Genomic DNA, 23,927 nt, shown 5'->3' with positions numbered 1-23,927 from the left:
GCCGATTCGGGCGCGGCCACAGTTATTTATCCGTTCGAGGAGACGCCGGAGTGTACGATGTTCACGCGCTCGGAGGGATTCCCGTGAATCGCCTCCACCCCCGTATCCGTCTTCTCTGGGTCGCCCGAGCGGTCGTGTTCGCGCTCGTCGCCGGCGGCGTAGCGACCGCAGCGACGCTGTTCGCGCCCGTCTCGATACCGACGTTCGTCCCCGTCGCGGTCGGCGTCGTCTTCCTCGTCGTCGGCGTCGCCGTCGCGCTCCTCCGGTATCGGGCGTGGGGCTACGAGGTCCGCGACGACTCGCTGTACCTCCAACGCGGCGTCCTCACCAAGGTCAACACCGTGGTCCCGTTCGTCCGGGTCCAGCACGTCGACTCGGCCCGCGGCCCGCTCGAACGGCTCGTCGGCCTCGCATCGACCGTCGTCTACACCGCCGGCTCCCGCGGGGCCGACGTGGCGATTCCGGGGCTCACTCCGAAGGGCGCAGAGGACCTTCAGGACCGACTGAAGCGCCTCGCAATCGCGTCCGAGGGCGACGACGCGGTATGACCCGGCTGTCGCCGCTCTCGGTGCCCTATCGGGCGGTCCAGCGCAGCGCCAGCATCGCCTTCGCGCTCGCGTTCCTCGCGTTCACCGGCGGGACCACGTTCGGCGGGTTCCTCGGCGGTCTCGGCGCGGTCGCGCTCGTCGGCGTCGTCGTGGTCGCCATCGCCGGCTACGAACTCGCCTACTTCCGCCGGTTCGAGTACGAACTCACGCCGGACACGCTGGACATCCGGTCGGGCGTGTTCTCCCGGCGCAACCGCGAAATCCCCTACCGGCGCATCCAGAACGTCGACATCTCCCGCAACGTCGCCCAGCGGCTGGTCGGTATCGCCGCCGTGGACCTCGAGACCGCGGGCGGCGGCGAGACCGAAGGCAGTCTCCGCTTCGTCAGCTACGAGGAGGCCCGCCGCGTCCAGTCGGAGGTCGCCCGCCTGAAACGCGGCGGTACAGACGGCGACGCGTCCGAACCCGAACAGGAACTGCTGTTCGAACTGACGCCCCGCGAGTTGGCCATCGTCGGCGCGCTGTCGTTCGACCTCCGACTGCCCGGACTCGTCTTCGTGTTCGGGTCGACCGTCTTCCCCATCGTCGCGTCGTACGTGGACGTGCCGGTCCCCGCCGGGAGCGCCGCGGCCGCGGGGGTCGGCATCGTCGCGCTCGTCCTCCTCGTCGCGCTCGTCTCGTGGGCCGCCGGCTTCGCCTCCGCGGTGGTGAACTACTACGGCTTCCGGCTGAGCCGCGTCGGTGACGAACTCCAGTACGAACGCGGCCTCCTCCAGCGCTACAACGGGTCGATTCCGCTCGACAAACTCCAGACGCTCACCGTCGAGGACAACCCCCTGAAGCGCCGGTTCGGCTACGCGACGCTCCTCGTCGAGACCGCGGGCTACGCCCCCAGCTCCGACGGGACAAACGGGTCCGGCGGCGGCGGTCGCGGCTCCGAGGCGGCCATCCCGCTCGCGACCCGCGACCGCGTGCTCGGCCTCGTTGCCGACCTCGAAGGCGTCGAGCTGCCGACGTTCGAGGGGCCGCCGACGCGCATCCGCCGGCGCTACGCCGTCCGCTACTCGCTCGTCCTCGGGGTTGCGACGCTCGCGCTCTACGGCGCGGACCGGCTCCTCCCGCAGGAGATTCCGTGGTTCGTCCCGCTGGCGCTCGTCCCGGTGGCCGTCGTCGCCGGCGCGCTCCAGTGGCGGCACCGCGGCTACGCGCTCACCGAGGACCACATCGTCACCCGAAACGGATTCTGGAAGCGCGAGACGCGCTTCGTCCCCTACTACCGGGTGCAGACGGTCATCGAGCGCCGGACGATTTTCCAGCGTCGCTGGCGCGTCTCGACGGTCACGGCCGACACCGCGGGGAGCATCTCTCTCGTCGGTGGCGACGCGACCGCCGTCGACATCGAAGTCACCGACGCGGCGGAGCTTCGAGAGACGCTGAACGACCGCCTCCGCGAGGCGCTTTCGGCGCGCCGCGAGGCCCGACAGCAGTCCCGACAAGCCGCACTCGGCATCCGCGCCGCGGAGCCGGACCGCGACGCCGACGCATCGGATTCGGTGGCAGTCACCGACGCCGAGGCCGACGTGAGCCAGACCCCCGAGTTCGTCGAGGAAGCCGAACCCGCGGCCGCCGGGGGCGACGCCGACGCTGAAGATGCTGCGGACACTGGAGACACCGACGACAACGCAGACACCGACGACGCCGCCGCCGACGACGCCGACGAGCCGGCGGAGACGGACGACCCCTTCATCTGGGGCGAGTCGGTCGAGTCAGAGGGCGAGGACGACGAAGACGCGGACGACCCCGAAGAATCGAGCGACGAGCGGGATGCTATATAGAGTCGGGACGAAACGTAATCCAATGACGCGAACAGTGCTGGAGTCGCTCTTGACCGGAAACGCGCGACACGTCGAGAGCCTCGGCGTCGACCACTTCGAGGGCGTCCGCGAGGCGCAGTCGCCGGCGGTCGTCTCGGTGAGCTGTTCGGACTCCCGCGTCCCCGCCGACGCGGTCTGGAGCGCCGACGAGGCCGGCGAGCTGTTCACGTCGGTCAACGTCGGCAACCAAGTGTGGACCGATGTCGACGGGCGACTCGTCGTCAACGACGCCGTCGGCTACGCCGTCTCGGCGCTCAAGTCGACCGACGTGGTCGTCCTCGGCCACACGGGCTGTGGCGCGGTGACGGCCGCCTACGCGACGGCCACCGGCGAGAGTGTCGGGGACCTGCCCGCGTCGGTCGAAGCCGCCGTCTCGCGGCTCGTCCCGCTCGTCGAGGAGGCCCGCGAACTCGGCGTGTTCGACGCGGACACGCCGGGCGGCGAGGCGGTCAACCGACTCGTCGAGTACGCGGTCGTCCGGCAGGTCGAGTACCTCACCGAGAGCGACGAGGTGCCAGAAGCGACCGACTGCTGGGGCTTCGTCTACGACTTCCAGCGCGTCTACGGCGACGACGACGGCGCGGCCTATCTCGTCGCGGCCAACGGCGAGTCGGACCCCGACGCGCTCGCGGACGTGGTTCCCGAGGGGTTTGAGGGGCGCGTGCAGTCGATTCGGTGAGGCGTAGTTGATGGAGTACGGAATGAGACGGTTGGTCCCGTTCGAGAATATCAGTAAATTCTCGCTCGCCAATCGTATTGGTATTCGTTGAGCCGAGGTTAGCGCGGAATTCCAATGTGGTTGAATAATTGTCATTTTTCCAAACTCTTATCACAAGCAATGAATTTCTAATTGACATGGCAGGGAGCATGATAGACTTTAACAGACAAGGCCTACGGAAGGCAACAAAGTTCGTAGAGGGGGATTATAGTGGAATCAATCCACGTCGATTCTATCGAACGCTAAAGCGTAGCCTCGAAGAGATTCAGGAAGGGAACGATTTCAAATACCAAACAACGGGATCCCAAGAGTCTGACTTAGAGATTAAAAGCGAAGACGTAGGCCAGAATACCGGGGTAGTAAAAGGTCGGTTGCTCGCAGAGTCAGACTGGTATATCGTGGGAGATGGTAATCTCGAATATCGTCCGTACGGGCCCCACGGTGCACTTGCGATCGTCATAGGACTGTTCTTCCTTTTGTTGGGTATCGGCGATGCGGTATGGGGTATCGTCGGAATTCTACTCATCGTTGCGGGTGGCTACGGATACTGGCAAACTGAGAGTGGTGAATTTGCGATTTCGCGGCAGGACGTCATTCGTGTATTGATGACCGGCGAGGTTAGCGAACGGACTGTCGATACCGAACAAGAGTCCAGAACGGATATCTTCGCAAATATGAGTGTGGTCTACGCAGGAGACGCCTTCGTCGCTGTCGAGACGACGGAGATTGATGAATTAAAGTGGACGCTCCGTCGAGAACTGGTGAGCCAAGTCAAACGCTGGCACAACCAAATCGTCGACTCTGAACAGGAGCAGTTGACAGTCGAAGGCGGCTTTACCTGGCATCTGAAAGCGTGGGCCAATCGAGATCTTGAGTCAGATCGTCACGAAATCGACTCGGTCCAGAGTAAATTGCTCACCGGCCCGTTTGAGTATCGGCTCAACTACACAGACCGTCTCGAAAAACAGCTTTCTGACGAGATGCAACAGCAACTGGCAGGTCATGAGGAGGAACTGATGGTCGAGCTCGAAGAACTCGCAGAAGATCTCGATATTTTTGTCGAGCGCGAAGGCCTGGAACATACGAATCGAGTTGAACAGCGTCAAAACACCGATACCCCACAAGTAGAGGGCAGAAAAGACAGCCTGTAACTGACTCGCCACACTATTCAACACGACTCCGACAACATAGCGTCACTACGAACGCCGAAAAGAACTAGCGATTCGACTCGTCTCGATTCCGGGCGACCCAGCCCCGCCTATCTCAGTCGTCCCGAGCGTCGTCGATGATATTCGAGAACTCGCGGGCCGTCTCGGTGATGGCCTCGAAGTCGCCGTTTTCGATTGCCTCGTCGTCCATGAGCGCGCCGCCCGCGCCGACGACGACCGCGCCGGCCTCGATGTAGTCCGCGGCGTTGTCGAGGCCGACGCCGCCGGTCGGCATCATCGGAATCTGCGGGAGCGGCCCCTTCATGCTCTTGAGGTGACCGGGGCCGAGCGAGGAGGCGGGGAACACCTTCACGAGGTCCGCGCCCGCGGAGTACGCGTCGGTCGCCTCGGTCGGCGTCATGATGCCCGGCGCGACGAGCGTCCCGTAGCGGTTGCAGGTCTCGACGACGCCCTCGTCGAAGTTCGGTCCGACGACGAACTCCGCGCCGGCCTGAATGGCCGCGTTGGCGGTCGGGGCGTCGAGAGCGGTCCCGGCGCCGACGATTGCCTCGTTGTCCGAGAAGGACGCCGACACCTCGCGGATGAGGTCCATCGCGTCGGGGTTGTCGGCCGTGATTTCGTAGGCGGTGACGCCGCCCTCGTGGAGCGCGTCGGCCACGTCGATGATGGTGTCCGCGTCCGCGCCGCGCATCACCGCGACGACGCCGCTGTCGGCGAGTCGTTGCATGTCCTCGTGTACGTCGAGTGCGACCATCGTTGTCTCGACGTTTACTACATATAGTATTAAATTGGGGGCCTCCCGGCATCGCTTCGGTCGCACGACGGGGGCTGCGGCGGCAGTCGCATCCTCGTGAGTGAGCCCGAGAGAGACTAATTTTTTGACAGTTCTGTGCGAACTACGACCGTGTCACCGACATCGACGACGCCCACGGACGGCGGTTCGAACGTCGTTCCGCCGGATAAATCGCTGTTCGCCGAAATCGCACCGTTCCGGCTGGCCGTCGGCGTCGTCTTCTGTGCGTTCGCCGTCGCCGCGGTCGCGTTCGGCTGGCTCCCCCAGATGAGCGCCGACGTGGTCGGCATCGCGCTCCTCTGTGTGGTCTTCCTCGCCGGCGGGTTCGTCCCGTTCAACGGGACCCTCGCGTTCTACGTCGCGCAGGCCGCGGCGTTCCTCGTCTGGGGCGCGCTCCGGTTGGCGGTCGACGGCTTCGACGTGATTCCGCTCCTGTTGGGCGCGGCCGGGGCCGTCGGCCTCGCGGTCTACGGTCGGCGGGCGCTCCGCGACGGGCTCAGGGCGCTGGTCTGAGTCGGCCTCGCTTCGCTCTCGCCTCACTCCCTGACGGTCAACACGGGCACGTCCGAGAGCCTGACGACCCGTTCCGTCGTGCTTCCGAGAATCGCGTGTTCGAGCCCGGTTCGCCCGTGGGTCGCCATCACCACGAGGTCCGCGTCGGCCTCGGCGGTCGTGTCCAGAATCTCCCGGTACGGCACGCCGATTCGGATTTCGGTCGCGCAGTCGACGCCCGCGTCTCCGGCGAGCGATGCGATTTCCTCGACGGCCATCTCGGCGGCGTCGCGGAGGCTCGCGCGCACTCGTTCGACCGGCACGTCGGCGGCGGTCCACAGCCCGAGGTCGTCGACCTCGATGACCGAGAGGGCGCGAATCGACCCGCCGGACGTACCCGCGAGGTCGATGGCGCGGCGGGCCGCCGCGCGGGAGCGGGCGCTTCCGTCGGTGGGGACGAGAACGGTATCGTACATATCAGTTCATTGGCGTCCCGACGATATCGTCTTTTGTGCCGGCGTCGGAACGCTCGGGGCGACGCCGTCGCTCGTCGGGTCGGAAAACGGAGCATGGAGGTCAGCGGAGCCGTGGTGCGGTCGGCGTCGAGCCCTCAGACGCGAGTGCGCGGTTTGGGGGCGACCCGGCGGACGCTCGCGGCGGCCGCGACGGTCAGGCCGCCGAAGAGGACGGACACGAGGAGCTCCGGAGCGACGGTCAGGCCGTCGATGCCGCCGAACGTCGTAAACAGCGCGTAGCCGGCGACCGCCGTGAGGGCGATGCCGATGACGACCGCGAGGCCGATGCCAGCTTTCATCAAGTCGAGGTTGCTCATGGTCGCTTAGACGTAGGCGAGACGACCGAATATAAACGGAGACTGCTTCCCAGCGTCCGGGAAACTGACCGGGCGTCTCCCACGCTATCGCGGGGGTTTTATGTCGATCTAGGGGTCGGCGTGTGACGGTACTGCGGCGACGGCGCGAAAATCAGGTGTCGAAACTGCAACGGGTCGTCGGCTACGCCGCCGACTCAGACCCCTCGCCGTAGAGCCCGTACAGCACGAACAGCAGGGCGAGGAACAGGAACTCGATGACCGCCACGGCGATGAGCGGGAGTTCGACGTTGAAGAACCCTGCGACCGTGCGCAGTTCGATAGCGACGGGGACGCTAATCGCGATGAGGACGAGCGCCTGCGCCTTCGTGAGCTTCACGCGACCACCCCCCAGAGGGTGTTAAAGGCGCTCGTGACCGTCGTCAACACGAGGTCGACGCCGGCCGAGACGGTCGCCGGGACGGGGAGGCCGCCGCCGAACAGCCCGCCGCCGTTCTGGATGATGCCGGCCAGCGGGAGCGTGTACGCGAGCACGACGAGCACCGCCGCGATACCGGTCCACATCGTCAGGTTGTCGAGGATGCGCGGGCTTCCCTCGGGCCCCGAAAGCGGCTCGGGGAGGTAGGAGTCGACCGGGCGGTCGGACTCCTCGCCGAGCGAGGTCAGGAGGATGTTGAACAGGAACAGCACCACCGACAGGAACAGGAGCGTCCCGCCGAGGGCAATCTGCACCCGAAGCTCGAAGATGCTCCCGATGGGCGTCAGGAACTCGAAGTTCTGGTACTGCGGTTCGGCGGTGCGCCGCGGGATGCCGGCGAGGCCGGCGCGGTGCATCGCGTTCGACATGAACACCATGCCGACGAACCACATGATGACCTGCAGGAGGCCGATGGGGCGGCTGTAAAGCTTCCTGCCCGTGACCTGCGGGACGAGCCAGTACGACCCGGCCATCATCGTCAGCGCGACGGCCGTGCCGACGGTGAGGTGGAAGTGCCCCGGCACCCACAGCGTGTTGTGGATGAGGTAGTTGATGTTCATCCCGGCGTTAATCATGCCGGAGAAGCCGCCGGCGGCGAACATCGCGCCCGCGAGGGCCATGCCGGTGAAGGCGGGGTCGCGCCACGGGAGCGCGCCGAGCCAGCGGAGGTAGCCCTCACCGCCGCGTTGGCGCGCGCCGTGTTCGACGCTGGCGACGACGGTGAACGCAGTCAGCAGCGACGGGAGGAGCAGGAACATCGTGTTCGTCATGGCGATGAATTTGAAGCCCTCCGCGATGCCGGGGTCGAGGTACTGGTGGTGAATCCCGACCGGCGTCGAAAGCAGGAGGAACAACACGAACACCACGCGCGCGAGCGGGTCGCTGAACAGTCGCCCGCCCGCGAGCTTGGGGAGCACGGTGTACCAAAGCAGGTACGCCGGCATCAGCCAGAAGTAGACGATTGGGTGGCCGAAGTACCAAAAGAGCGTCCGCGTCAGAAGCGGGTTGACGCTCTCGATGAGGCCGAGCGACCACGGGATGAGGAAGAACACCACCGAGACGGCGACGCCGAGGGTGGAGATGTACCACATAATCATCGTCGTGAGGACCATGAACGTCTGCAGCGGGATGCGCTCGTCGGGGTGCTCCTGCCGCCACGCGCGGTAGGAGAGGAACCAGTCCGCGCCGGCGAGCCACGTCCCGACGATGAACATCGCGAGGCCGATGTAGAATATCGGGTGGGCTTGGAGCGGCGCGTAGAACGTGAACAGCACGTCCGCGCTCATGCCGAGGTTCGGGACGAAGCCGCCGAGGATGGCGACGGTGGCCAGAACCGCGCCCGTCGTCATCAGGCCGACCCACGCCCACGAGAACAGCGCGCTCTCGGCGGGTCGGTCGAGGCTTCTGGCGACCGCCCAGTGGAACACCCCGCAGAGGAAGAAGATGGTGAAGACGATGGCGAGCAGCACGCCGTGGCCCGTCAACACCGTGTAGTAGTCCGCCGAGTCGATGACGCGGAAGACGTTCGTGCGGTGAAGCGCCTGAATGAGACCGAAGAAGGCCCCGATGCCGAGCGAGACGAACGCGATGAGGAAACTCGCCTTGATGATTGCCGCCTCGTCGGGGAACTTATCGACGAACTCGTCGCCGCCGGATGCGGTCGCCATCAGTTCTCAGCCTCCCCTTGCGCCTGCTGTTGTTCGTACCAACTGTCGAATTCTCCTTGTTCCATAACCACAATCTTCCCTTCCATCACGTGGTGGCCGGAGCCACAGTACTCGTTGCACAGTATCCCGTACTCGCCGGCCTCTTCGAACTGGACGGTGAACTCCGAGACCTGCCCGGGAATCGCCATCGTGTTCGCGTTCGTGCCGACGACCTCGAAGCCGTGGATGACGTCGGCGGCGGTCACGTGGAAGGTGACCGTGCTGCCGGCGGGAACGCGAAGCGGTTCGGTCGTCCCGGGTTCGAAGACGAACTGCCGGGCAACCACGTACACGTCGTAGCTGTTCTCACCGGTCCGCTCGATGCCGGGGTCGCCGAACTTCGGGTGCTGGTCGAGCGTCGCCGGGTCGACCGTGCCGCCCTCGTCGTCTATCATCTCGATACCCGCGCCGGCGGCCCCGTAGGTAATCGTCCCGATGAACCCGACGATGAGGACGAGCGCCAGCGCCAACCAGAGCTTCTCGTAGGCGTGAATCTCCATCTATCCCACCACCGTGAGGCCCCGTCCGAGGAACTCGACGAAGTACATGAACACCCACATGCCGATGAGAATCGCCATGTAGATGAGGACGAGCACGAGCGTCCCGACCGGGTCGAAATCGTCGTGTCCGAGTTCGCGAACGATGCCGTCGTCGGCCGTCCCGACGATGGAGTCGACCGGGGGGTCTGCCTGCCCGGAATCACCTTGGGAATCCGCGTTTGCTGGCACGCCTCCGTCGGTGGAAGTGCGCGCGGCAGAGGACGCGGCTCCCTCTGCTGTCGAATCAACGGCCATACTCGGTCATGAGGAATAACGGGACTTTAACGCAACTCCCCATTCCAACGCGGTGGGAATGGGCGAAATCAGAAACACCGTGGTCGCGAATGGACCGGTATGGAACTCACGCCACGACGCGCCGGAACCGTCGCACTGCTCGCGCTCCTGCCAGCGGTCATCTTCGGCGTGACGAAAAACCCCCTCGCGGGCGTCGTCACGGCCGTCAACGTGCTTCTCATCTCGACAACCATCTACCTCCTCATGAGTCCGACCGAGGGCGGACACGGACACGACGGCGACGCCGACCCCGAGACCGACGCCGAACACGCCGCCTGAGATGGACGGCGGCATCTCGCTCGGACTGCCGGCCGCAACCCCCGAGGCCGTCGCATTCCTCCTCGTCGGCCTCTTCGGCGGGGCGCACTGTCTCGGGATGTGTGGCCCGCTCGTCAGCGTGTACGCCGACCGCCTCGCCGACCGCGAAGGCGTCGATAGCCGGTCGCTCACACTCCGGCAGGTCCGCCAACACGCCCTGTTCAACGTCGGCCGGGCGCTGAGTTACGCGGCCATCGGTGCCGTCTTCGCCCTCGTCGGCGGGCTGTTCTTCGACGCGTTCGACTCGGTGACCGCCATCGGGAGCGGCGTCCGCGCGACGACCGGCCTGCTCGTCGGGGGCGCGATCATCCTCACCGGCGTCGGCTACCTCGTCGGGCAGTCGGCCGCCATCGACCGGTTCACCCCGACCGCGGTGACGAGCCTGTTCGGTCGCGTCAGCGGGTGGGCGACCGCGCGGGTCGATAGGCTCGTCGGCGGCCCGCGAATCCTCGGCCTCGGGGCGATTCACGGCCTGCTCCCGTGTCCCATCATCTACCCGGCGTACCTCTACGCCTTCTCGACAGGCGAACCGCTTCGGGCCGCCGCCCTGCTCGGCCTGCTCGGCCTCGGGACGATACCGACGCTGTTCCTCTACGGGACGCTTCTGGGCCGCGTCTCGGCGCGCCGGCGGGCGACGCTCCACCGGGCGCTCGGGGCGGCGTTCCTCGTCCTCGGCTACATCCCGCTGTCCCACGGGCTGATGCTTCTGGGCGTGTCGGTCCCGCACCTTCACGTGCCCTTCTACCAACCGTTGTGACGATGTCGACTTCGACGCGATCCCGCGGGTCGGCCGGCGGCAAGAGCGACGGCGACGACGGCGAGGGCTGTGACCTCTGCGGCCTGCCGACGCCGACGCCGCCCGTCACCGGCGACGAGGTGGACGGCGAGTTCTGCTGTCGCGGCTGTCTCGAAATCACCCGCGCGCTCGGCGACGCCGCGAGCGCCAACCCCGAGACGGTCGAACGCGAACTCGCGGGCGAGACAGACGAAGTGCCCGACGACGCCGAGCGGACCTACATGGCCGTCGACGGGATGCACTGCGCCACCTGCGAGGCGTTCGTCTCGGGCACCGCTCGGACCTGCGAGGGCGTCTACGCCGCGGAAGCCAGCTACGCCAACGACATGGTTCGCGTCACCTACGACCCCGAAACCGCCGACTTGGACGGGCTGTCGGGGACGCTCGCGCGCTACGGCTACGGCACGCGCGACCCCGAGGAGCGCGAGGCGGCCGAGCGGTCGGACAATCAGGTCGCCCGGTTCGTCATCGGCGGCGGCGTCTTCGGCATGATGGTGATGCTGTGGTACGTCCTGTTTCTGTACCCGACCTACGTCGGCTTCCAGCCGGTGGTCGAACTCGGCGTGTTCGACGGGGTCTACATCCTCGGCAACATCTGGGTGATGACCTCCATCGTCCTGTTCTACACCGGCTTTCCCATCCTTCGCGGGGCGCTCGTCAGCCTCCGCGCCGGCCAGCCGAACATGGACCTGCTCGTCTCGCTGGCGGCGACGAGCGCCTACGTCTACTCGACGGCGGCCGTCCTCGCCGGCGAGACGCACGTCTACTTCGACGTGACCGTCGCCATCATCCTCGTCGTCACTCTCGGCAACTACTACGAGGACCGCATCAAGCGGAAGGCCGCCGGGATGCTCTCGGACCTCGCGGCCTCGCGCGTCTCGGAAGCGCGCCGGCGAGTCGAAGGCGACGCCGACGGCTCCGGCGACACCGCCGTCGAGATGGTCGCGCTCGACGCGCTCGAATCGGGCGACCTCGTGGAGGTCCGGCCGGGCGAGCGCGTCCCGGTCGATGGGACGGTCCGCGAGGGGACCGCAGCAGTCGACGAGGCGCTCGTCACCGGCGAGTCGATGCCGCGGACGAAGCGACCCGGCGACGACGTGCTCGGCGGCACCGTCGTCACCGACCGCCCGCTCGTCGTCGCGGTCGGCGAGGACGCGACGAGCACGCTCGACCGACTGGTCGAACTGCTCTGGGACATCCAGAGCGCCCGCACGGGCGTCCAGCGCCTCGCCGACAAACTGGCGACCATCTTCGTCCCGACGGTGCTCGTCCTCGCCGCCGTCGCCTTCGGCTGGACCCTCCTCGGCGGCGGCACGCCGACCGACGCGCTCCTCGTCGGCCTCACGGTCCTCATCGTCTCGTGCCCGTGCGCCCTCGGCCTCGCCACGCCGTTGGCGGTCGCCTCGGGCATCAAGGAGGCCGCGGGCCGGGGTATCGTCGTCGCCTCCGAAGCCGTCTTCGAAGCCGTCCCCGACGTTGACGTGGTCGTCTTCGACAAGACCGGGACGCTCACCGACGGCGACATGGCGGTCCCCCGGGTCGTCGGTGACGGCGAGAACAGTGGGGGCGACGGCGAGAACGCCGCGCTCGCCGCGGCCGCCGCGCTCGAACGGTTCTCGGCGCACCCGCTCGCGACCGCCGTCGTGGAGGCGGCCGAAGACCGAATCGAGGCGGCGGGGGCGGATGCGTCGATTCCCGACGTTGCGGCCGACGACGTGACCGTCCACGACCGCGGCGTCTCCGGAGAGGTCGACAGAGGACGCGGGCGCGTCGTCGTCGGTCATCCCTCGCTCCTCCGCGACGAGGGCGTAACGCTCGCTCCGGCCCACGAGGCCGCCGTCGAAGCCGCCCGCGACGAGGGCGCGGTTCCCGTCGTCGTCGGGTGGGACGGGCGCTCTCGGGCGGTGCTCGTCGTCGGCGACGAACCGCGCGAGGCGTGGGACGACGTGGTCGCGGCTGTCGCTGACGACGGCCGCCGCGAGGTCGTGGTCCTCACGGGCGACTCCGAGCGCGCCGCGCGCCGGTTCCGCGACCACCCGGACGTGACGGACGTGTTCGCGGGCGTGCCGCCGGAGGCGAAAGCCGAGACGGTCGAACGCCTCCGCGCCCGGGGGACCGTGGCGATGGTCGGTGACGGGAGCAACGACGCGCCCGCGCTCGCCGCCGCCGACATCGGCATCGCGCTCGGCACGGGGACGGACATCGCGGGCGACGCCGCCGACGCGGTGCTCGTCGGCCGCGACATCGACGCGATACCCGAGGTGTTCTCGCTTTCGACCGGGGTGAACCGCCGCATCCGCGGCAACCTTGCGTGGGCGTTCGGCTACAACGCGGTCGCCATCCCGTTGGCCGCCTTCGGCGTGCTCAACCCGCTTTTCGCCGCCGTCGCCATGGGCACGTCGAGCCTGCTCGTCGTCGCCAACTCGGCGCGGTCGCTCGACTGAGTCGCCTTCCCGAGACGCTCGCCGAAAGCGGACCAGTCAAGTCGCTCCGTCTCGTCGGGAACGATAATGACAGACGACCCCTTCTCGCTCGCCGTTCCGGAGGGGTGGACCGTCGAGACCGACGTGGACACCGACGAGGCGAGCGCTAAGACCGTCTACGAGTCGCCCGACTCGGACCGGCGCGTCACCATCACCGAGTTCGCGCGCGGGCTGACGCTCTACTGGTGGGTCGACATCTTCGCCTTCGCTGACGGGGAGTGGCACCGCCGCGAGGTCGGCCTCGGTGACTCCTACCGCGACGTGGACGCCGTGAGCGACGCCGCACAGGACGCCCTCGACCGGCTCGCGTCGTCGGGCGAGCGAATCGAATCGGTAGCCGACGACTGATTTATCACGGTCGCTACGCGACCGGCATACATGTACCTCGTCGCCTACGACGGCTCTCGGCTGGCGAACGCCGCGCTCGACAGGGCCGCGCAGTTCGCGTCGGCCACCGGCCACGACGTGCTCGCGGTCGCCGTCATCCCCGACGATTCGGCGTACGCCGTCGAGGCGGGGTGGGTCCCGTCGCGGGAGGTGTTCGACCAGCAGACGGTCGTCGGAGAGCTCCACGAGACCGCGGTCGATATCGCGCCGTCGGCGTCGTTTCAGGCGGTCACGGTCGGTCGGGACCCCGCGCCCGGGAACATCGTCGCGGAGCTCAGGACGGGTCGCGTCGAGACGGACGCGACCGTCATCTTCGTCGGCAGCGAGAACGCGGGTCGCGTCGTCGTCCCGCTCGTCAGCGTCGGCGGGAACGTCGCGAGCGACGACGACCACGACGTGCATATCGTCCGCCACGCGCCCCCGGAGATTCACCGGCGGTTTCCCAAATCGCACTTCTACCTTCCCTGAGCGTCGCCCCGACGCCCGGGACCCCGCCGCCGTCGCACCACCGTTTCATGTGTCGCGGCCGCGAACGTCACGTATGCGAGATATCAGATTCGTCTACACCGTCGGCACCGACCCCGAAACGGTCGCTGAACGCCTGTCGAACGCCTCGTCGGGCGTGCTGTCGCTGGCCGACGGCGGCCGCTCGTATGCGATTCCCGCGCACGTCTCCTACGACGCCGACGGCGGTCGACTCCTGTTCCGACTGACCGACGACGGCGAAAGCGAGAAGTTCGCGTTCATCGAGGAGACGGAGGAGGCGACGTTCGTCTGCTACGAGGACGCCGGCAAAGACTCGTGGAGCATCATGGCCCGCGGGTCGATTCGCGTCCTCCCGGACGACGAGCGCCCCGACGCGGCGACGATTAACGACCTGTTCGGCGGCGTCCGCGTGTTCGACGAGGAGGTCGACGACCTCGAATTCCACCTCGTCGAACTCGAACTCGACGAACTGACGGGCCGCGAAACCGCCAGATAGTCGCTTCGCGGGTGTCGTCTCGTGGCGTCGTGGCGGGTCAGTAGAACCCGACGACCGGCTCATCGGCCGCGAGCGAGGTCGCAACCACGCGGTCGACGCGGGGGTGCTCACCGAGCCAGCCGGCGATTTCCGCGGCCGTCTCGGCCAGTCGCTCGTCGTCGACCATGTTGAGGACCGGGACGACCCGCGCCGTCTCGGGCACGCCTTTCATCCCGCCGCAGTCGTTCGACAGCACGGCGGCCACGTCCCACTCGGATATCGCGTCGCCGACGGCCGTCCCCGACACGTCGGAGACGAGTTCGGGTCGGTGAACGCGCTCGTCGGAAAGCGGCTCGCCGACGACCCGGACGCTGGCGACCGGACAGACGAGGTCGGCCGTGTCGGGGAGTTGCGGTTCGTCCTCGCCGGGGGCTTTCAGCCAGCGCGAGCGCGCGCCGTCGGCCTTGACGAGCACCACGTCGTCGGTGGCGCGCGCGATTCGGTCGACCGTCGCCGGGTCGTAGCCGCGGTAGCGGTCGGAGCGCTCGCGCTCCGGCACGACGCCGAGCGGGCGGGGTTGCGTCTCCGCGACGGCGGTCTCCGGGTCGTCGGTGACGACCACCTCGGCCACCTCGCCGTCGAAGGTTGGGATGCGGACGGTACTCGTGACCACGCCGTCGAGGTCGCGGGCGAGTCGGTAGAGAAGCGATTTCTTGCCGCCCGCGCCGACGGCGCAGACGAGGTCGTCCGGGCCGATACCGAGGGCGTCGGCGAGCGTCGGAGGCGAGGCACTCGGCGCGGGCGACGCCGACGAGTCAGTCATCGGCCGCCACCTCCGGTTCGACCGTCACGCGGACGGCGCTGTGTTTGTACTCCGGTATCTTCGCGGTCGGGTCGAGCGCGTCGCCGGTCAGCCGGTTCACGAGCGGGTCGGCGTAGTGGAACGTGGCGAAGACGGTCCCGCGGCGGACGGCGGGCGTCACCTCGGCCGCGACCGCGACCTCGCCGCGGTCGTTTTCGACGCGGACGGTCGCACCGTCGTCGATGCCGCGGGCGGCGGCGTCGTCGGGGTGAATCTGCAAGCTGTCCTCGCCGCGCATCCGCATCAGCACGCCCGAGCGTCGGGTGAGCGCGCCGCTGTTGAACTGTTGGAGGACGCGCCCCGTCACGAGGACGAGTTCGTCGTCGGCGACGGGGTCCGCCGGGTCGACGTGTTCGACCACCCGGAACGGGGCGGTCTTCAACCCCGATTCGAACGCGTCGGCGTGGAGGATTGCGGTCCCCTCGGTCGCGCCCTCGGGGAACGGCCAGCGCTGGCTCCCAGTGCCGATGCCGTCGTACGACATCCCGGCGTAGATGGGCGTCACCCGCCGGAGTTCGTCGAAGACACCCTCGGGGGTCGCCGGCGCGTCGAGGCCGGCCACGCGGGCGGCGAACTCCCGGAGGATGTCGAGGTCGGCGCGGGCGTCGCCGGGCGGCGCGACGTTCCGGTTCATGCGGATGACCTGTCGGTCGGTGTTCGTCACCGTCCCCGACTTCTCGGCCCAGACGCTCCCCGGAAGCACCACGTCCGCGAATTCGACCGTCTCGGTCGGGAACACGTCGTGGACGACGCAGAAGTCGAGGGATTCGAACGCCTCGCGGACGCGGTTCGCGTTCGGCTCGGTCACGGTGGGGTTCTCACCGAAGACGTAGGCCGCCCGCACCTCGTCGCCGAAGCGGTGGGTCGCTTCGACCTCCGTGAGCCCCGGGTGGTTGGGGGGTTCGAACCCCCACACGTCGGCGACGGCGGCGCGGGCGTCGTCGTCGGTGACGGGACGATACCCCGGCAGGACGTTCGGGAGCGCACCCACGTCGCCCGCGCCCTGCACGTTGTTCTGCCCGCGGAGGGGGTTGACGCCGGTGCCCGCCTTCCCGACGTTGCCGGTCAAAAGCGGGAGGTTGATGAGCGCCTGCACGTTGTCGGTTCCGCAGTGGTGTTGGCTCATCCCCATCCCGGTGAAGACGGCCGCGCGGTCGGCCTCGCCGTAGGCGCTCGCGGCGGCTCTGAGGTCGTCGGGGTCGACGCCGGCGCGCTCGGCCTCAGCGTCGATATCGAGGCCCGAGAGGTGTTCGCGGAGCGTCTCGAACCCCGTGGTGCGCTCGGCGACGAACGCCTCGTCGACCAGTCCCTCCTCGACGACGACGGCGGCCATCGCGTTGAGAAGCGGGATGTCGAACCCCGGCTTCACCGGGAGGTGGATGTCCGCCGCCTTCGTCGTCTGGTTCTCGCGGGGGTCGACGTGAATCATCGTCGTCCCCGACTTGAGCGCCGGCAGCAGGTACGAACGGAAGATGACCGGGTGCTGTTCGGCGGGGTTCGCGCCGGTCACGAGGAACACGTCGGCCTCGCCGAGGTCCGAAAGCGAGTTCGTTATCGCCCCCGCGCCGAAGCGGTCGCCCATCGCCGCCACCGTCGAGGCGTGACAGAGCCGCGCGCAGTTGTCGACGTTGTTCGTCCCGAGCGCCCGCGCCGTCTTCTGGAGCAGGTAGTTCTCCTCGTTCGTGCAGTTCGACGACGAGAAGAAAAACGTCGAGTCGGGGCCGTGGTCCGCGGCGACGCGGGAGAACTCGCGTTCGATGCGGTCGAACGCCTCGTCCCACGTCGCCTCGACGAGCCGGCCGTTCACTCGCACCAGCGGGGTGGTCAGGCGCTCGTCGTGGTCAACCACGTCCCACGCCGCGGCCCCCTTGGGACAGAGTTCGCCCCGCGTGTTGACCGGCCCGTTCCACCCGACGGCGCTCCCGCGGTCGGCGTCGTAACGGATGCCGCAGCCGACGCCGCAGTACGGACAAACGCTCTCGCTCGATGCCGCCACCCGCTCAGGCACGCTGACACACCACACACATAGTCGAACGTGTGACCCGAACGGTATTCATCGTACCGCCGACTGCGACGGGGTAAAAATCGCCGGTGGACATACGTCCGCTCGTGTCGTTCGGTCGAACTGTGCACGAGCAGGCAACCGCGCATCGGGAGGCCGAGGAAGCGAGCGGACGCGAGGACGTGCCGTGGCACGCGCTCGAAGGCGAGGCGGCGCTGGAGCGACTTAGGGCGAGCCGAGACGGCCTCGACGACGACGACGCGGCCCGCCGACTCGACGAGGAGGGGCCGAACGAACTCGCGGACGAGGAGGGCGTCTCGCCGCTTTCGCTCCTCGTCTCGCAGTTCACCGGGCCGCTCATCCTCCTGCTTTTCGTCGCCGCCGGCCTCTCGCTGGCCGTCGGCCTCCTGCCCGGCCGCGACCCGGGCTACACCGACGCGGCGCTCATCCTGCTCATCCTCTTCGGAAACGGCCTGTTCGGCTTCGTGCAGGACTACCGCGCCGAACAGGCGCTCGCGGCGCTCCGGGAGATGGCGACGCCGGACGCGACGGTCCGTCGTGGGGGGTCGATTCGGGCGGTCCCCGCGACCGAGGTCGTGCCGGGCGACGTGGTCGTCCTCGAAGCGGGCGACGCCGTCCCCGCCGACGCCCGCATCCTCACCGCGGCCGACTGCCGCGCCGACGAGTCGACGCTGACCGGCGAGAGCGTCCCGGTGGACAAGGTGGTCGACCCGGTCGAATCCGACGCGGCGCTGGCCGACCGGAGAAGCGTCCTCCACGCCGGAACCACCGTGGTCAGGGGTCGCGCCGAGGCCGTCGTCGTCGCCACCGCGATGGACACCGAACTCGGGGGCATCGCAGACCAACTCGGGCAGGCCCGCCAGCGCGAGACGCCGTTCGAAATCGAGGTCGACCGCCTCGGCCGCCGCATCGGCGTCGGCATCGTCGCGCTCATCCTGCTCATCGCGGCGGTCCAGCTGTTCCTCACCGCGACCGACCCGGTGGTCGTCCTCCTCGTCGCCGTCACGCTCGCCGTTGCGGCCGTCCCCGAGGGCCTCCCGGCGGTCGTCACGCTCACCCTCGCGCTCGGGTCGCGGACGCTCATGGAGCGCAACGCGCTCGTCCGCAACCTCGCGGTCGTCGAGAGCCTCGGCGCGGTCGACTACATCGTCACCGACAAGACGGGGACGCTGACCGAAAACCGCATGACCGTCACTCGCGCGTGGCTCCCCGACGACCGGACGGTCGAACTGGACGGCGGGGCGGCGTCGGCTGTCTCTCCGCCCGTGTCCGAAAACGGCGGCGTGTCGGCCGCGGCCGAGCACGGCGACGCGTCGGTCTCGGACCCCAACTCCGAACCGGACCCGGACCCGGCGCTCGCGGCGCTCCTGTCCTGCGGTGCCCGCTGCAACGACACCAAGGAACTCGACGGCGGCGACCACCGCGGGGACCCCACCGAAGTCGCGCTCGTGACCGCCGCCGCCGACGCGGGCCTCGACGGCTCGCGCGACCCCGACGACAGGCTCCGCGAAGTCCCCTTCACCTCCGAGCGAAAGCGCATGTCGGTCGTCGTGGACGACTTCGACGCCCCCGGCGACGGCCCCGTCGCGCTCGTGAAGGGCGCGCCCGAGGAAATCGTCGCGCGGTGCGACCGCGTCCTCGTCGACGGGGAAATCGAGGCGTTCACCGACGAGCGCCGCGAGCGCGTCGAGGCGACCGTGGCCGCCTTCGCTGACGACGCGCTCCGCGTGCTCGGGTTCGCCTACGCGCCCGCGGTCGACTCCGACGCCGACGACGAGACGCTCGAATCGGGGCTCGTCCTCCTCGGACTCCAGGGCATGACCGACCCGGCGCGCGAGGGCGTCGCCGAGGCGGTCACCGACTGCCGCGACGCCGGCGTGCAGGTGACGATGGCGACCGGCGACACACCGCGGACCGCTCGCGCCATCGCCCGCGAGGTCGGCATCGACGCCGACTCGGTCGTCACCGGGACCGAGGTGGCCGCCATGGACGACGAGGAACTCGGGCGAGTCGTCGAGGAGACGAACGTGTTCGCCCGCGTCGCGCCCGAGCACAAGGTCCGCATCCTCCGGGCGCTTCAGGACGCGGGCTACACGGTGGCGATGACCGGCGACGGCGTCAACGACGCGCCGGCGCTCGGCAACGCCGACGTGGGCATCGCCATGGGCGACCGCGGGACGCAGGTCGCACAGGGCGCGTCGGACGTGGTGCTCCGCGACGACAACTTCGTCACTATCCGCGACGCCATCGCGGAGGGCCGCGGCATCTTCGACAACATCCGCAAGTTCGTCAACTACCTGCTGTCGGCCAACGCCGGCGAGGTGTTCGTCGTCTTCCTCGGGACGCTCCTCGGCGCGGCGCTGTTCCCCGAGGTGTTCGCGTCCGAGTCGGCGCTCGTCATCACGCCCGTCGCGCTCCTGTGGCTCAACCTCGTCACCGACGGCTTCCCCGCGCTCGCGCTCGGCGCGGACCCCAAGTCGGACGACGTGATGCGCAGGCCGCCGCGCCCACGCGACGAGGGCGTCCTCGACCGCCGGACCGTCGCTTCGATTCTCGGCATCGGCGTCGCGCTCACCGCGGCCGGACTGGGCGTGTTCTTCTACGCGCTCTCTCGGTCCGACGACCTCGTCGTCGCCCAGACGGTGCTGTTTACGTTCCTCGTCACCGCCGAGTTGGTCCGCACGCAGTCGGTGCGGCTCCGCTACCGGCTGTCGCCGCTCTCGAACCCGTGGCTCCTCGGCGCGGTCGGGCTGTCGCTCGCGCTCCACCTCGTGTTGCTCTACACGCCGGTCGCGGACCTCTTCGGCGTCGTCCCGCTCGGCCTCACGGAGTGGGGCTGGGTCGCGGGCGCGTTCGTCCCGTTCCTCGTCGCGAACCTGTGTCTGGTGTGGCTCAACGACCGGCTGTTCGCTCCGTGAGCGACCCGAGCGCGCCCATGAGTCGGTCGCGGTAGAGATAGCCGAGGACCGACGCGGCGAGCAACGCGCCGACGAACACCGCGGTGAGTTCGGCGTTGCCGTCGGCGGCGGCCGCGCCCGCGAGGTTCACGAGCAGGAAGCCGGGGAGCCGGCCCACCGCCGCGACGAGGACGACCCTGCGGACCGGGATGTCGGTGAGGCCGGCGGCGAAGCAGATGGCGTCGTCGGGGAGGCCGGGAACGAGGAAGACGAGAAAGAGGACGGCCAGCCCGTGGGTCTCCATCGCGTCGTCGAACACCGAGAGCGCGTCGGCGGTGACGACGCGTTCGACGTACGGGCGACCGAGAGACCGCGCGATTCCGACGGCGAGCGCCGTGCCGAGGACGATGCCGACCATGCTGTAAACCGTCCCCCAGAGCGCGCCGAACAGGTAGCCGCTGGCGAAGCCGAGCGCCTGTCCGGGGATGGGCGCGACGAGCACCTGCGCGATTTGCACGCCGACGAACGCGAGCGGGGCGAGCGTCCCGAATTCGAGGAGCCACGCCCGTAGCGCCGTCGGATTGGCGAGAAACGGAAAGCGGTCGACGAGCGTCGTGCCGACGAGGGCGAGGAGGGCGACGACGACGACGGCGAGCGCGAGCGTCCGCCATCGGTCGCGCGGCGACTCGAACAGTTCGGGGACGGATAGCACGGGTTGCACCTCGCACGCCGCGGAGAAAAACCCGGCGCGGGAGCGTTTTTGTGTCGAGATGGCGTAGGAATAATCGTGATGAATACGATTCTCGTCGCCGTCGACGGCTCGCCGCTGTCGAAGCGCGCGTTCGAACAGGCCCTCGCGCACGCCGATTCGACGGTCGTCGCCCTGCACGTTATCGACCCGTCGGACCCCGGCTATAGCGCGCCGCTCGACGCGGACATCAGCACGGAACCACTCCACGGCTCGGAGGAGTGGTACGAGCGGGCGGACGAACTCGCGGACGACATCTTCGACGAACTCGCGGCGCTGGCGGACGGAAGCGGGATAGAACTCCGGACCGAGACCCTCCGCGGAAACCCCGCGCGGACCATCGTCGACTTCGCGCGCCGGGAGGGCGTCGACGCCGTCTACCTCGGCGGCCACGGCCGCACCGGCGAGACGGACCTGCTGTTCGGGAGCGTCGCCGAATTGGTCGCCTCGCGCGCGCCGACGAGCGTACTGGTCGTCCGCTGAGTTCGCGGCGGCTCGCTTACCAGTCGGCCATCCCCCGCGTCCGTCACTCGTCGTCGTCAGCCGGCGGCACGCACAGCACCGGAACGTCAGAGAGCCTGACGACCCGCTCCGCGACGCTTCCGAGCAGGTATCGCTCCAGCCCGCTCGTCCCGTGGGTGCCCATCACCACGAGGTCGATGTCGCGCTCGTCGCCGTAGTCGATGATGGTCTCGTGGGGCAGACCGACCCGAATCTCCGTCTCGACGGGCACGTCGCGGTCGGCCGCGCGGTCGGCAACGACACCGACCGCCGTCTCCCCGCGCGTCTGCGAATCGTCGTCGTCGACGGGCGCGTCCGCGTGGCCGGTCCGAACGTCGACGACGTAGAGGACGTGGAGCGCGGCCCCGTAGGTCGCCGCGAGGTCGACCGCGTAGTCGGCGGCGCGGACCGCGTGGTCGCTGCCGTCGGTGGGGACGAGAATGTGGTCAAACATACCCGCACAGACGCGCGCCGAGCGAATAAAACCGAACCCGGTCGCCCGGGGTTCGGCCTCTCGTCACCTCACAGCCGACCGCAGCCCCGCCACCACCGTCTCGATTCCCGGCTACCGGGAAGGAAGAGCCCGCCTTATGTCCGGAGAGAGCGTATTATCTCCGGAGAGAGCGTACCGTAATCTGGGTGGTGAGGAGCATGCAGACCGACCAACAACGGAGGGTAGAACTGTGGATTCGTCCGATTCGGGACGGCCTCGGCGAGGAACACCAGACGCTGGTGGTCCGACTCGAACGGCTCGCGGACGAGGGACTCGTCGACGACGTGTGCGTCCGGACGTGGGGCCGCGAGGTGGATGTCGAGTCCGATACCGCGCCGACGAAACGAGACGCGGTCGTCCGCGAGCGACTCGCCGAGTGTCGGTTGTGGGCGCGAACGGAAGGGGTCGCGCTCCCGACGCTCGACGAGCGGGCGACGGTCGGGTCGGGCCGGATGGGTCCCGAACACGACGCGGTCGTCCTTCCGCCGACGCTGGGCATCGTCTTCCGCGACGACGAAATCGAGGCCGTCTATCCGCACGAGCGAGACGATGGGACTCGAACGCTCGCCGACTGGGTCGAGACCGCCGAGTCGTTCCTCGGTATCGATCGCGAGCACGTCGAGGTGTAAACGGGGACGAGTCGCCGACTCGTGGCTACGAAAACAACGCCACCCGGTCGAGACGGTCAATTTTCGAACGATGCGTTCCGCGAGAAACGTCGCCATCGACGGACGCGATTCCGGCGGCGTACACCCGAATCACTCGCCCCGGGACTTGGTACCGAAAGTGGGCCCGGGCAAGGCCCAACTGTGTCAGAGGCACCCCACTCGAACGACGACTGTCGTCGAGAGTGTGGGCGAATCATCGTTTCCTCGCCAGTCATCTATACTTGGTCCCTGATACATCAGGGTAGTATATACGTCCGCGGCGAAGCGTCACCCTTACTCGGAGCCGTGTAGTGGTGGAGGTATGAACGTCCCCTGCGTCCGCGTGCCCCGCGAGTCCGGCGAGGCGGCGCGCCGGCGCCTCGCCGACGCCGGCCTGCTCGACCACGACCACGAGATTACCGTCGCCGAGGGGACCCTCTACATTCCCGTCGTCGACGCCGACGCCGTTCCCGACGACCTGACGGTCGTCGACTACGAGCCACCCGCCCGCGAGACGCAGACCACGCCCGCCGACCTGCTCGGCTTCGAACCCTCGTACGAGCGACTCGGCGACATCGTCATCCTCGACGAGGACGATCCCGACCGCGCCCGCGAGATTGCCGACGCCATCGTCGCCTCCGACCTCAAGGCCGAGACGGTCGTCAACCGCGCCTCGAAGGTCAAAGGCGAACTCCGCGTCCGCGACTGGGACGTGCTCGTCGGCGACTCGACCGAGACGGTCCACCGCGAGTACGGCCACGAGTTCCGCCTCGACATCGACACCGTCTACTTCTCGCCCCGACTGGCCACCGAACGCCACCGCGTCGTCGAGGCGATTCAGGAGGGCGAACACGTCTTCGATATGTTCGCCGGCGTCGGCCCGTTCGCCGTCCCGGCCGCCGCCGCGGGCGCGGAAGTCGTCGCCTGCGACCTCAACGAGGCGGCCGTCGCGTTCCTCCGGGAGAACGCCGCGCGGAACGACGTGGCCGACCGACTCACCGCGATTCACGGCGACGTTCGCGAAGTCGCCGCCGACTACGAGGGCTGGGCCGACCGGCTCATCATGAACCTCCCCCACAGCGCCAGTGGCTTCCTCGACACCGCCGTCCGCCTCGCGAGCGACGACTGCGTGATTCACCTCTACGACATCCAACACGAGGACGACCCGTTCGGCCCGGGACTCGCCGCCGTGCGCGCCGCCGCCGAACCGGCCTACGAAGTCGAAGTCGTGAACGAGTACGTCGTCCGGTCGTACGCCCCCCACGAGTACAACGTCTGTCTCGACGTTCGCCTGACGAAGCGGGCGTGAGCGGGCTGGTGCCGACCGACAGACGCCGGGGTGATTCGCAAGTCTTAATTACGTAACCGGGG

Annotated in this window: 26 protein-coding genes; 15 read left to right on the top strand and 11 right to left on the bottom strand. The window is 68.4% G+C overall.

All coding sequences use genetic code 11. The features are described 5' to 3' along the window. Positions 1–83: 83 nt before the first annotated feature. From HVO_RS09270 to HVO_RS09255, 4 genes are all read left to right on the top strand, one after another. Entirely contained in the window at positions 84–548 is a 465-nt protein-coding gene (locus HVO_RS09270) for a PH domain-containing protein (protein WP_049914885.1), read from the top strand. Further along, positions 545–2,383: a PH domain-containing protein gene (locus HVO_RS09265; protein ID WP_004043992.1), complete on the top strand. Its 1,839-nt coding sequence runs from the start codon at positions 545–547 to the stop codon at positions 2,381–2,383. Before HVO_RS09270 ends, HVO_RS09265 begins: the two co-directional genes overlap by 4 nt. 22 nt (positions 2,384–2,405) lie before the next feature. Continuing rightward, positions 2,406–3,101 carry a carbonic anhydrase gene (locus HVO_RS09260; protein WP_004043993.1) on the top strand — a complete coding sequence of 232 codons (696 nt, stop codon included), beginning with the start codon at positions 2,406–2,408 and terminating at the stop codon, positions 3,099–3,101. Between the two features lie 176 nt (positions 3,102–3,277). Then, positions 3,278–4,291, top strand: a complete 1,014-nt coding sequence (locus HVO_RS09255; protein ID WP_115860199.1) for a hypothetical protein — start codon at positions 3,278–3,280, stop codon at positions 4,289–4,291. A gap of 112 nt (positions 4,292–4,403) precedes the next feature. Here HVO_RS09255 and HVO_RS09250 read toward each other — a convergent pair whose 3' ends face one another. Further along, entirely contained in the window at positions 4,404–5,063 is a 660-nt protein-coding gene (locus HVO_RS09250; RefSeq protein WP_004043995.1) for a bifunctional 4-hydroxy-2-oxoglutarate aldolase/2-dehydro-3-deoxy-phosphogluconate aldolase, read from the bottom strand. A gap of 150 nt (positions 5,064–5,213) precedes the next feature. Here HVO_RS09250 and HVO_RS09245 point away from each other — a divergent pair, with 150 nt between their 5' ends. After that, entirely contained in the window at positions 5,214–5,615 is a 402-nt protein-coding gene (locus HVO_RS09245; protein ID WP_004043996.1) for a hypothetical protein, read from the top strand. Between the two features lie 23 nt (positions 5,616–5,638). Here the strand turns inward: HVO_RS09245 and HVO_RS09240 are convergent, their stop codons facing one another. The 6 genes from HVO_RS09240 to HVO_RS09215 form a co-directional block, all read right to left on the bottom strand. Beyond that, on the bottom strand, positions 5,639–6,070 hold the full coding sequence (locus HVO_RS09240; RefSeq protein ID WP_004043997.1) for a universal stress protein: 432 nt from the start codon (positions 6,068–6,070) through the stop codon (positions 5,639–5,641). 134 nt (positions 6,071–6,204) lie between these two features. Continuing rightward, a complete protein-coding gene (locus HVO_RS09235) occupies positions 6,205–6,426 on the bottom strand; it encodes a hypothetical protein (RefSeq protein WP_004043998.1) in 222 nt (73 codons plus the stop codon). A 181-nt stretch (positions 6,427–6,607) separates the two neighbouring features. Continuing rightward, positions 6,608–6,802 (bottom strand): hypothetical protein, encoded by a 195-nt coding sequence (locus HVO_RS09230; protein WP_004043999.1) that lies wholly within the window; start codon positions 6,800–6,802, stop codon positions 6,608–6,610. Next, on the bottom strand, positions 6,799–8,568 hold the full coding sequence (locus tag HVO_RS09225) for a b(o/a)3-type cytochrome-c oxidase subunit 1 (protein WP_004044000.1): 1,770 nt from the start codon (positions 8,566–8,568) through the stop codon (positions 6,799–6,801). Before HVO_RS09225 ends, HVO_RS09230 begins: the two co-directional genes overlap by 4 nt. Beyond that, positions 8,568–9,107, bottom strand: a complete 540-nt coding sequence (locus tag HVO_RS09220; protein WP_004044001.1) for a cytochrome c oxidase subunit II — start codon at positions 9,105–9,107, stop codon at positions 8,568–8,570. The genes HVO_RS09225 and HVO_RS09220 overlap by 1 nt, the downstream gene beginning before the upstream one ends. Then, positions 9,108–9,335: a hypothetical protein gene (locus HVO_RS09215; RefSeq protein WP_004044002.1), complete on the bottom strand. Its 228-nt coding sequence runs from the start codon at positions 9,333–9,335 to the stop codon at positions 9,108–9,110. It lies immediately after the preceding gene. 165 nt (positions 9,336–9,500) lie between these two features. Here HVO_RS09215 and HVO_RS09210 point away from each other — a divergent pair, with 165 nt between their 5' ends. From HVO_RS09210 to HVO_RS09185, 6 genes are all read left to right on the top strand, one after another. Beyond that, positions 9,501–9,719, top strand: a complete 219-nt coding sequence (locus tag HVO_RS09210; protein ID WP_004044003.1) for a hypothetical protein — start codon at positions 9,501–9,503, stop codon at positions 9,717–9,719. 1 nt (position 9,720) lies between these two features. Further along, positions 9,721–10,515: a sulfite exporter TauE/SafE family protein gene (locus HVO_RS09205; protein ID WP_004044004.1), complete on the top strand. Its 795-nt coding sequence runs from the start codon at positions 9,721–9,723 to the stop codon at positions 10,513–10,515. 2 nt (positions 10,516–10,517) lie between these two features. Further along, complete coding sequence (locus HVO_RS09200) at positions 10,518–12,998, top strand: heavy metal translocating P-type ATPase (RefSeq protein WP_004044005.1); 2,481 nt, start codon at positions 10,518–10,520, stop codon at positions 12,996–12,998. A gap of 66 nt (positions 12,999–13,064) precedes the next feature. Beyond that, the gene (locus HVO_RS09195; protein WP_004044006.1) at positions 13,065–13,385 is read left to right on the top strand and encodes a hypothetical protein; all 321 of its coding nucleotides are present in this window, start codon (positions 13,065–13,067) and stop codon (positions 13,383–13,385) included. Between the two features lie 30 nt (positions 13,386–13,415). Beyond that, on the top strand, positions 13,416–13,892 hold the full coding sequence (locus HVO_RS09190) for a universal stress protein (protein WP_013035636.1): 477 nt from the start codon (positions 13,416–13,418) through the stop codon (positions 13,890–13,892). 73 nt (positions 13,893–13,965) lie between these two features. After that, a complete protein-coding gene (locus tag HVO_RS09185; protein ID WP_004044008.1) occupies positions 13,966–14,406 on the top strand; it encodes a pyridoxamine 5'-phosphate oxidase family protein in 441 nt (146 codons plus the stop codon). Between the two features lie 37 nt (positions 14,407–14,443). Here HVO_RS09185 and yqeC read toward each other — a convergent pair whose 3' ends face one another. Both yqeC and fdhF read right to left on the bottom strand, forming a co-directional pair. Beyond that, positions 14,444–15,208 carry a selenium cofactor biosynthesis protein YqeC gene (gene yqeC / locus HVO_RS09180; protein WP_004044009.1) on the bottom strand — a complete coding sequence of 255 codons (765 nt, stop codon included), beginning with the start codon at positions 15,206–15,208 and terminating at the stop codon, positions 14,444–14,446. After that, positions 15,201–17,243, bottom strand: coding sequence for a formate dehydrogenase subunit alpha (gene fdhF, locus HVO_RS09175; protein WP_004044010.1), 2,043 nt, complete (start codon positions 17,241–17,243; stop codon positions 15,201–15,203). Before fdhF ends, yqeC begins: the two co-directional genes overlap by 8 nt. Before the next feature lie 95 nt (positions 17,244–17,338). Between fdhF and HVO_RS09170 the strand changes: the two genes are divergently transcribed. After that, positions 17,339–20,188, top strand: a complete 2,850-nt coding sequence (locus tag HVO_RS09170; RefSeq protein ID WP_049914884.1) for a cation-translocating P-type ATPase — start codon at positions 17,339–17,341, stop codon at positions 20,186–20,188. Here the strand turns inward: HVO_RS09170 and HVO_RS09165 are convergent. Then, positions 20,163–20,879, bottom strand: coding sequence for a TVP38/TMEM64 family protein (locus HVO_RS09165; protein WP_004044012.1), 717 nt, complete (start codon positions 20,877–20,879; stop codon positions 20,163–20,165). The two genes, HVO_RS09170 and HVO_RS09165, sit on opposite strands and share 26 nt — an antisense overlap. 78 nt (positions 20,880–20,957) lie before the next feature. Here HVO_RS09165 and HVO_RS09160 point away from each other — a divergent pair, with 78 nt between their 5' ends. Then, positions 20,958–21,398 carry a universal stress protein gene (locus HVO_RS09160; RefSeq protein WP_004044013.1) on the top strand — a complete coding sequence of 147 codons (441 nt, stop codon included), beginning with the start codon at positions 20,958–20,960 and terminating at the stop codon, positions 21,396–21,398. Between the two features lie 43 nt (positions 21,399–21,441). Here HVO_RS09160 and HVO_RS09155 read toward each other — a convergent pair whose 3' ends face one another. Beyond that, positions 21,442–21,870, bottom strand: coding sequence for a universal stress protein (locus HVO_RS09155; protein WP_004044014.1), 429 nt, complete (start codon positions 21,868–21,870; stop codon positions 21,442–21,444). 197 nt (positions 21,871–22,067) lie between these two features. Here HVO_RS09155 and HVO_RS09150 point away from each other — a divergent pair, with 197 nt between their 5' ends. Beyond that, the gene (locus HVO_RS09150) at positions 22,068–22,538 is read left to right on the top strand and encodes an HTH domain-containing protein (RefSeq protein WP_004044015.1); all 471 of its coding nucleotides are present in this window, start codon (positions 22,068–22,070) and stop codon (positions 22,536–22,538) included. Positions 22,539–22,878: 340 nt separating this feature from the next. Then, the gene (locus HVO_RS09145) at positions 22,879–23,865 is read left to right on the top strand and encodes a class I SAM-dependent methyltransferase (protein ID WP_004044016.1); all 987 of its coding nucleotides are present in this window, start codon (positions 22,879–22,881) and stop codon (positions 23,863–23,865) included. The last annotated feature ends 62 nt before the right edge of the window (positions 23,866–23,927 follow it).

Source organism: Haloferax volcanii DS2 (assembly GCF_000025685.1).
Lineage (GTDB): Archaea > Halobacteriota > Halobacteria > Halobacteriales > Haloferacaceae > Haloferax > Haloferax volcanii.
Note: the sequence above shows the minus strand (reverse complement) of the source record. Positions and strands in the feature narration are given on the sequence as shown.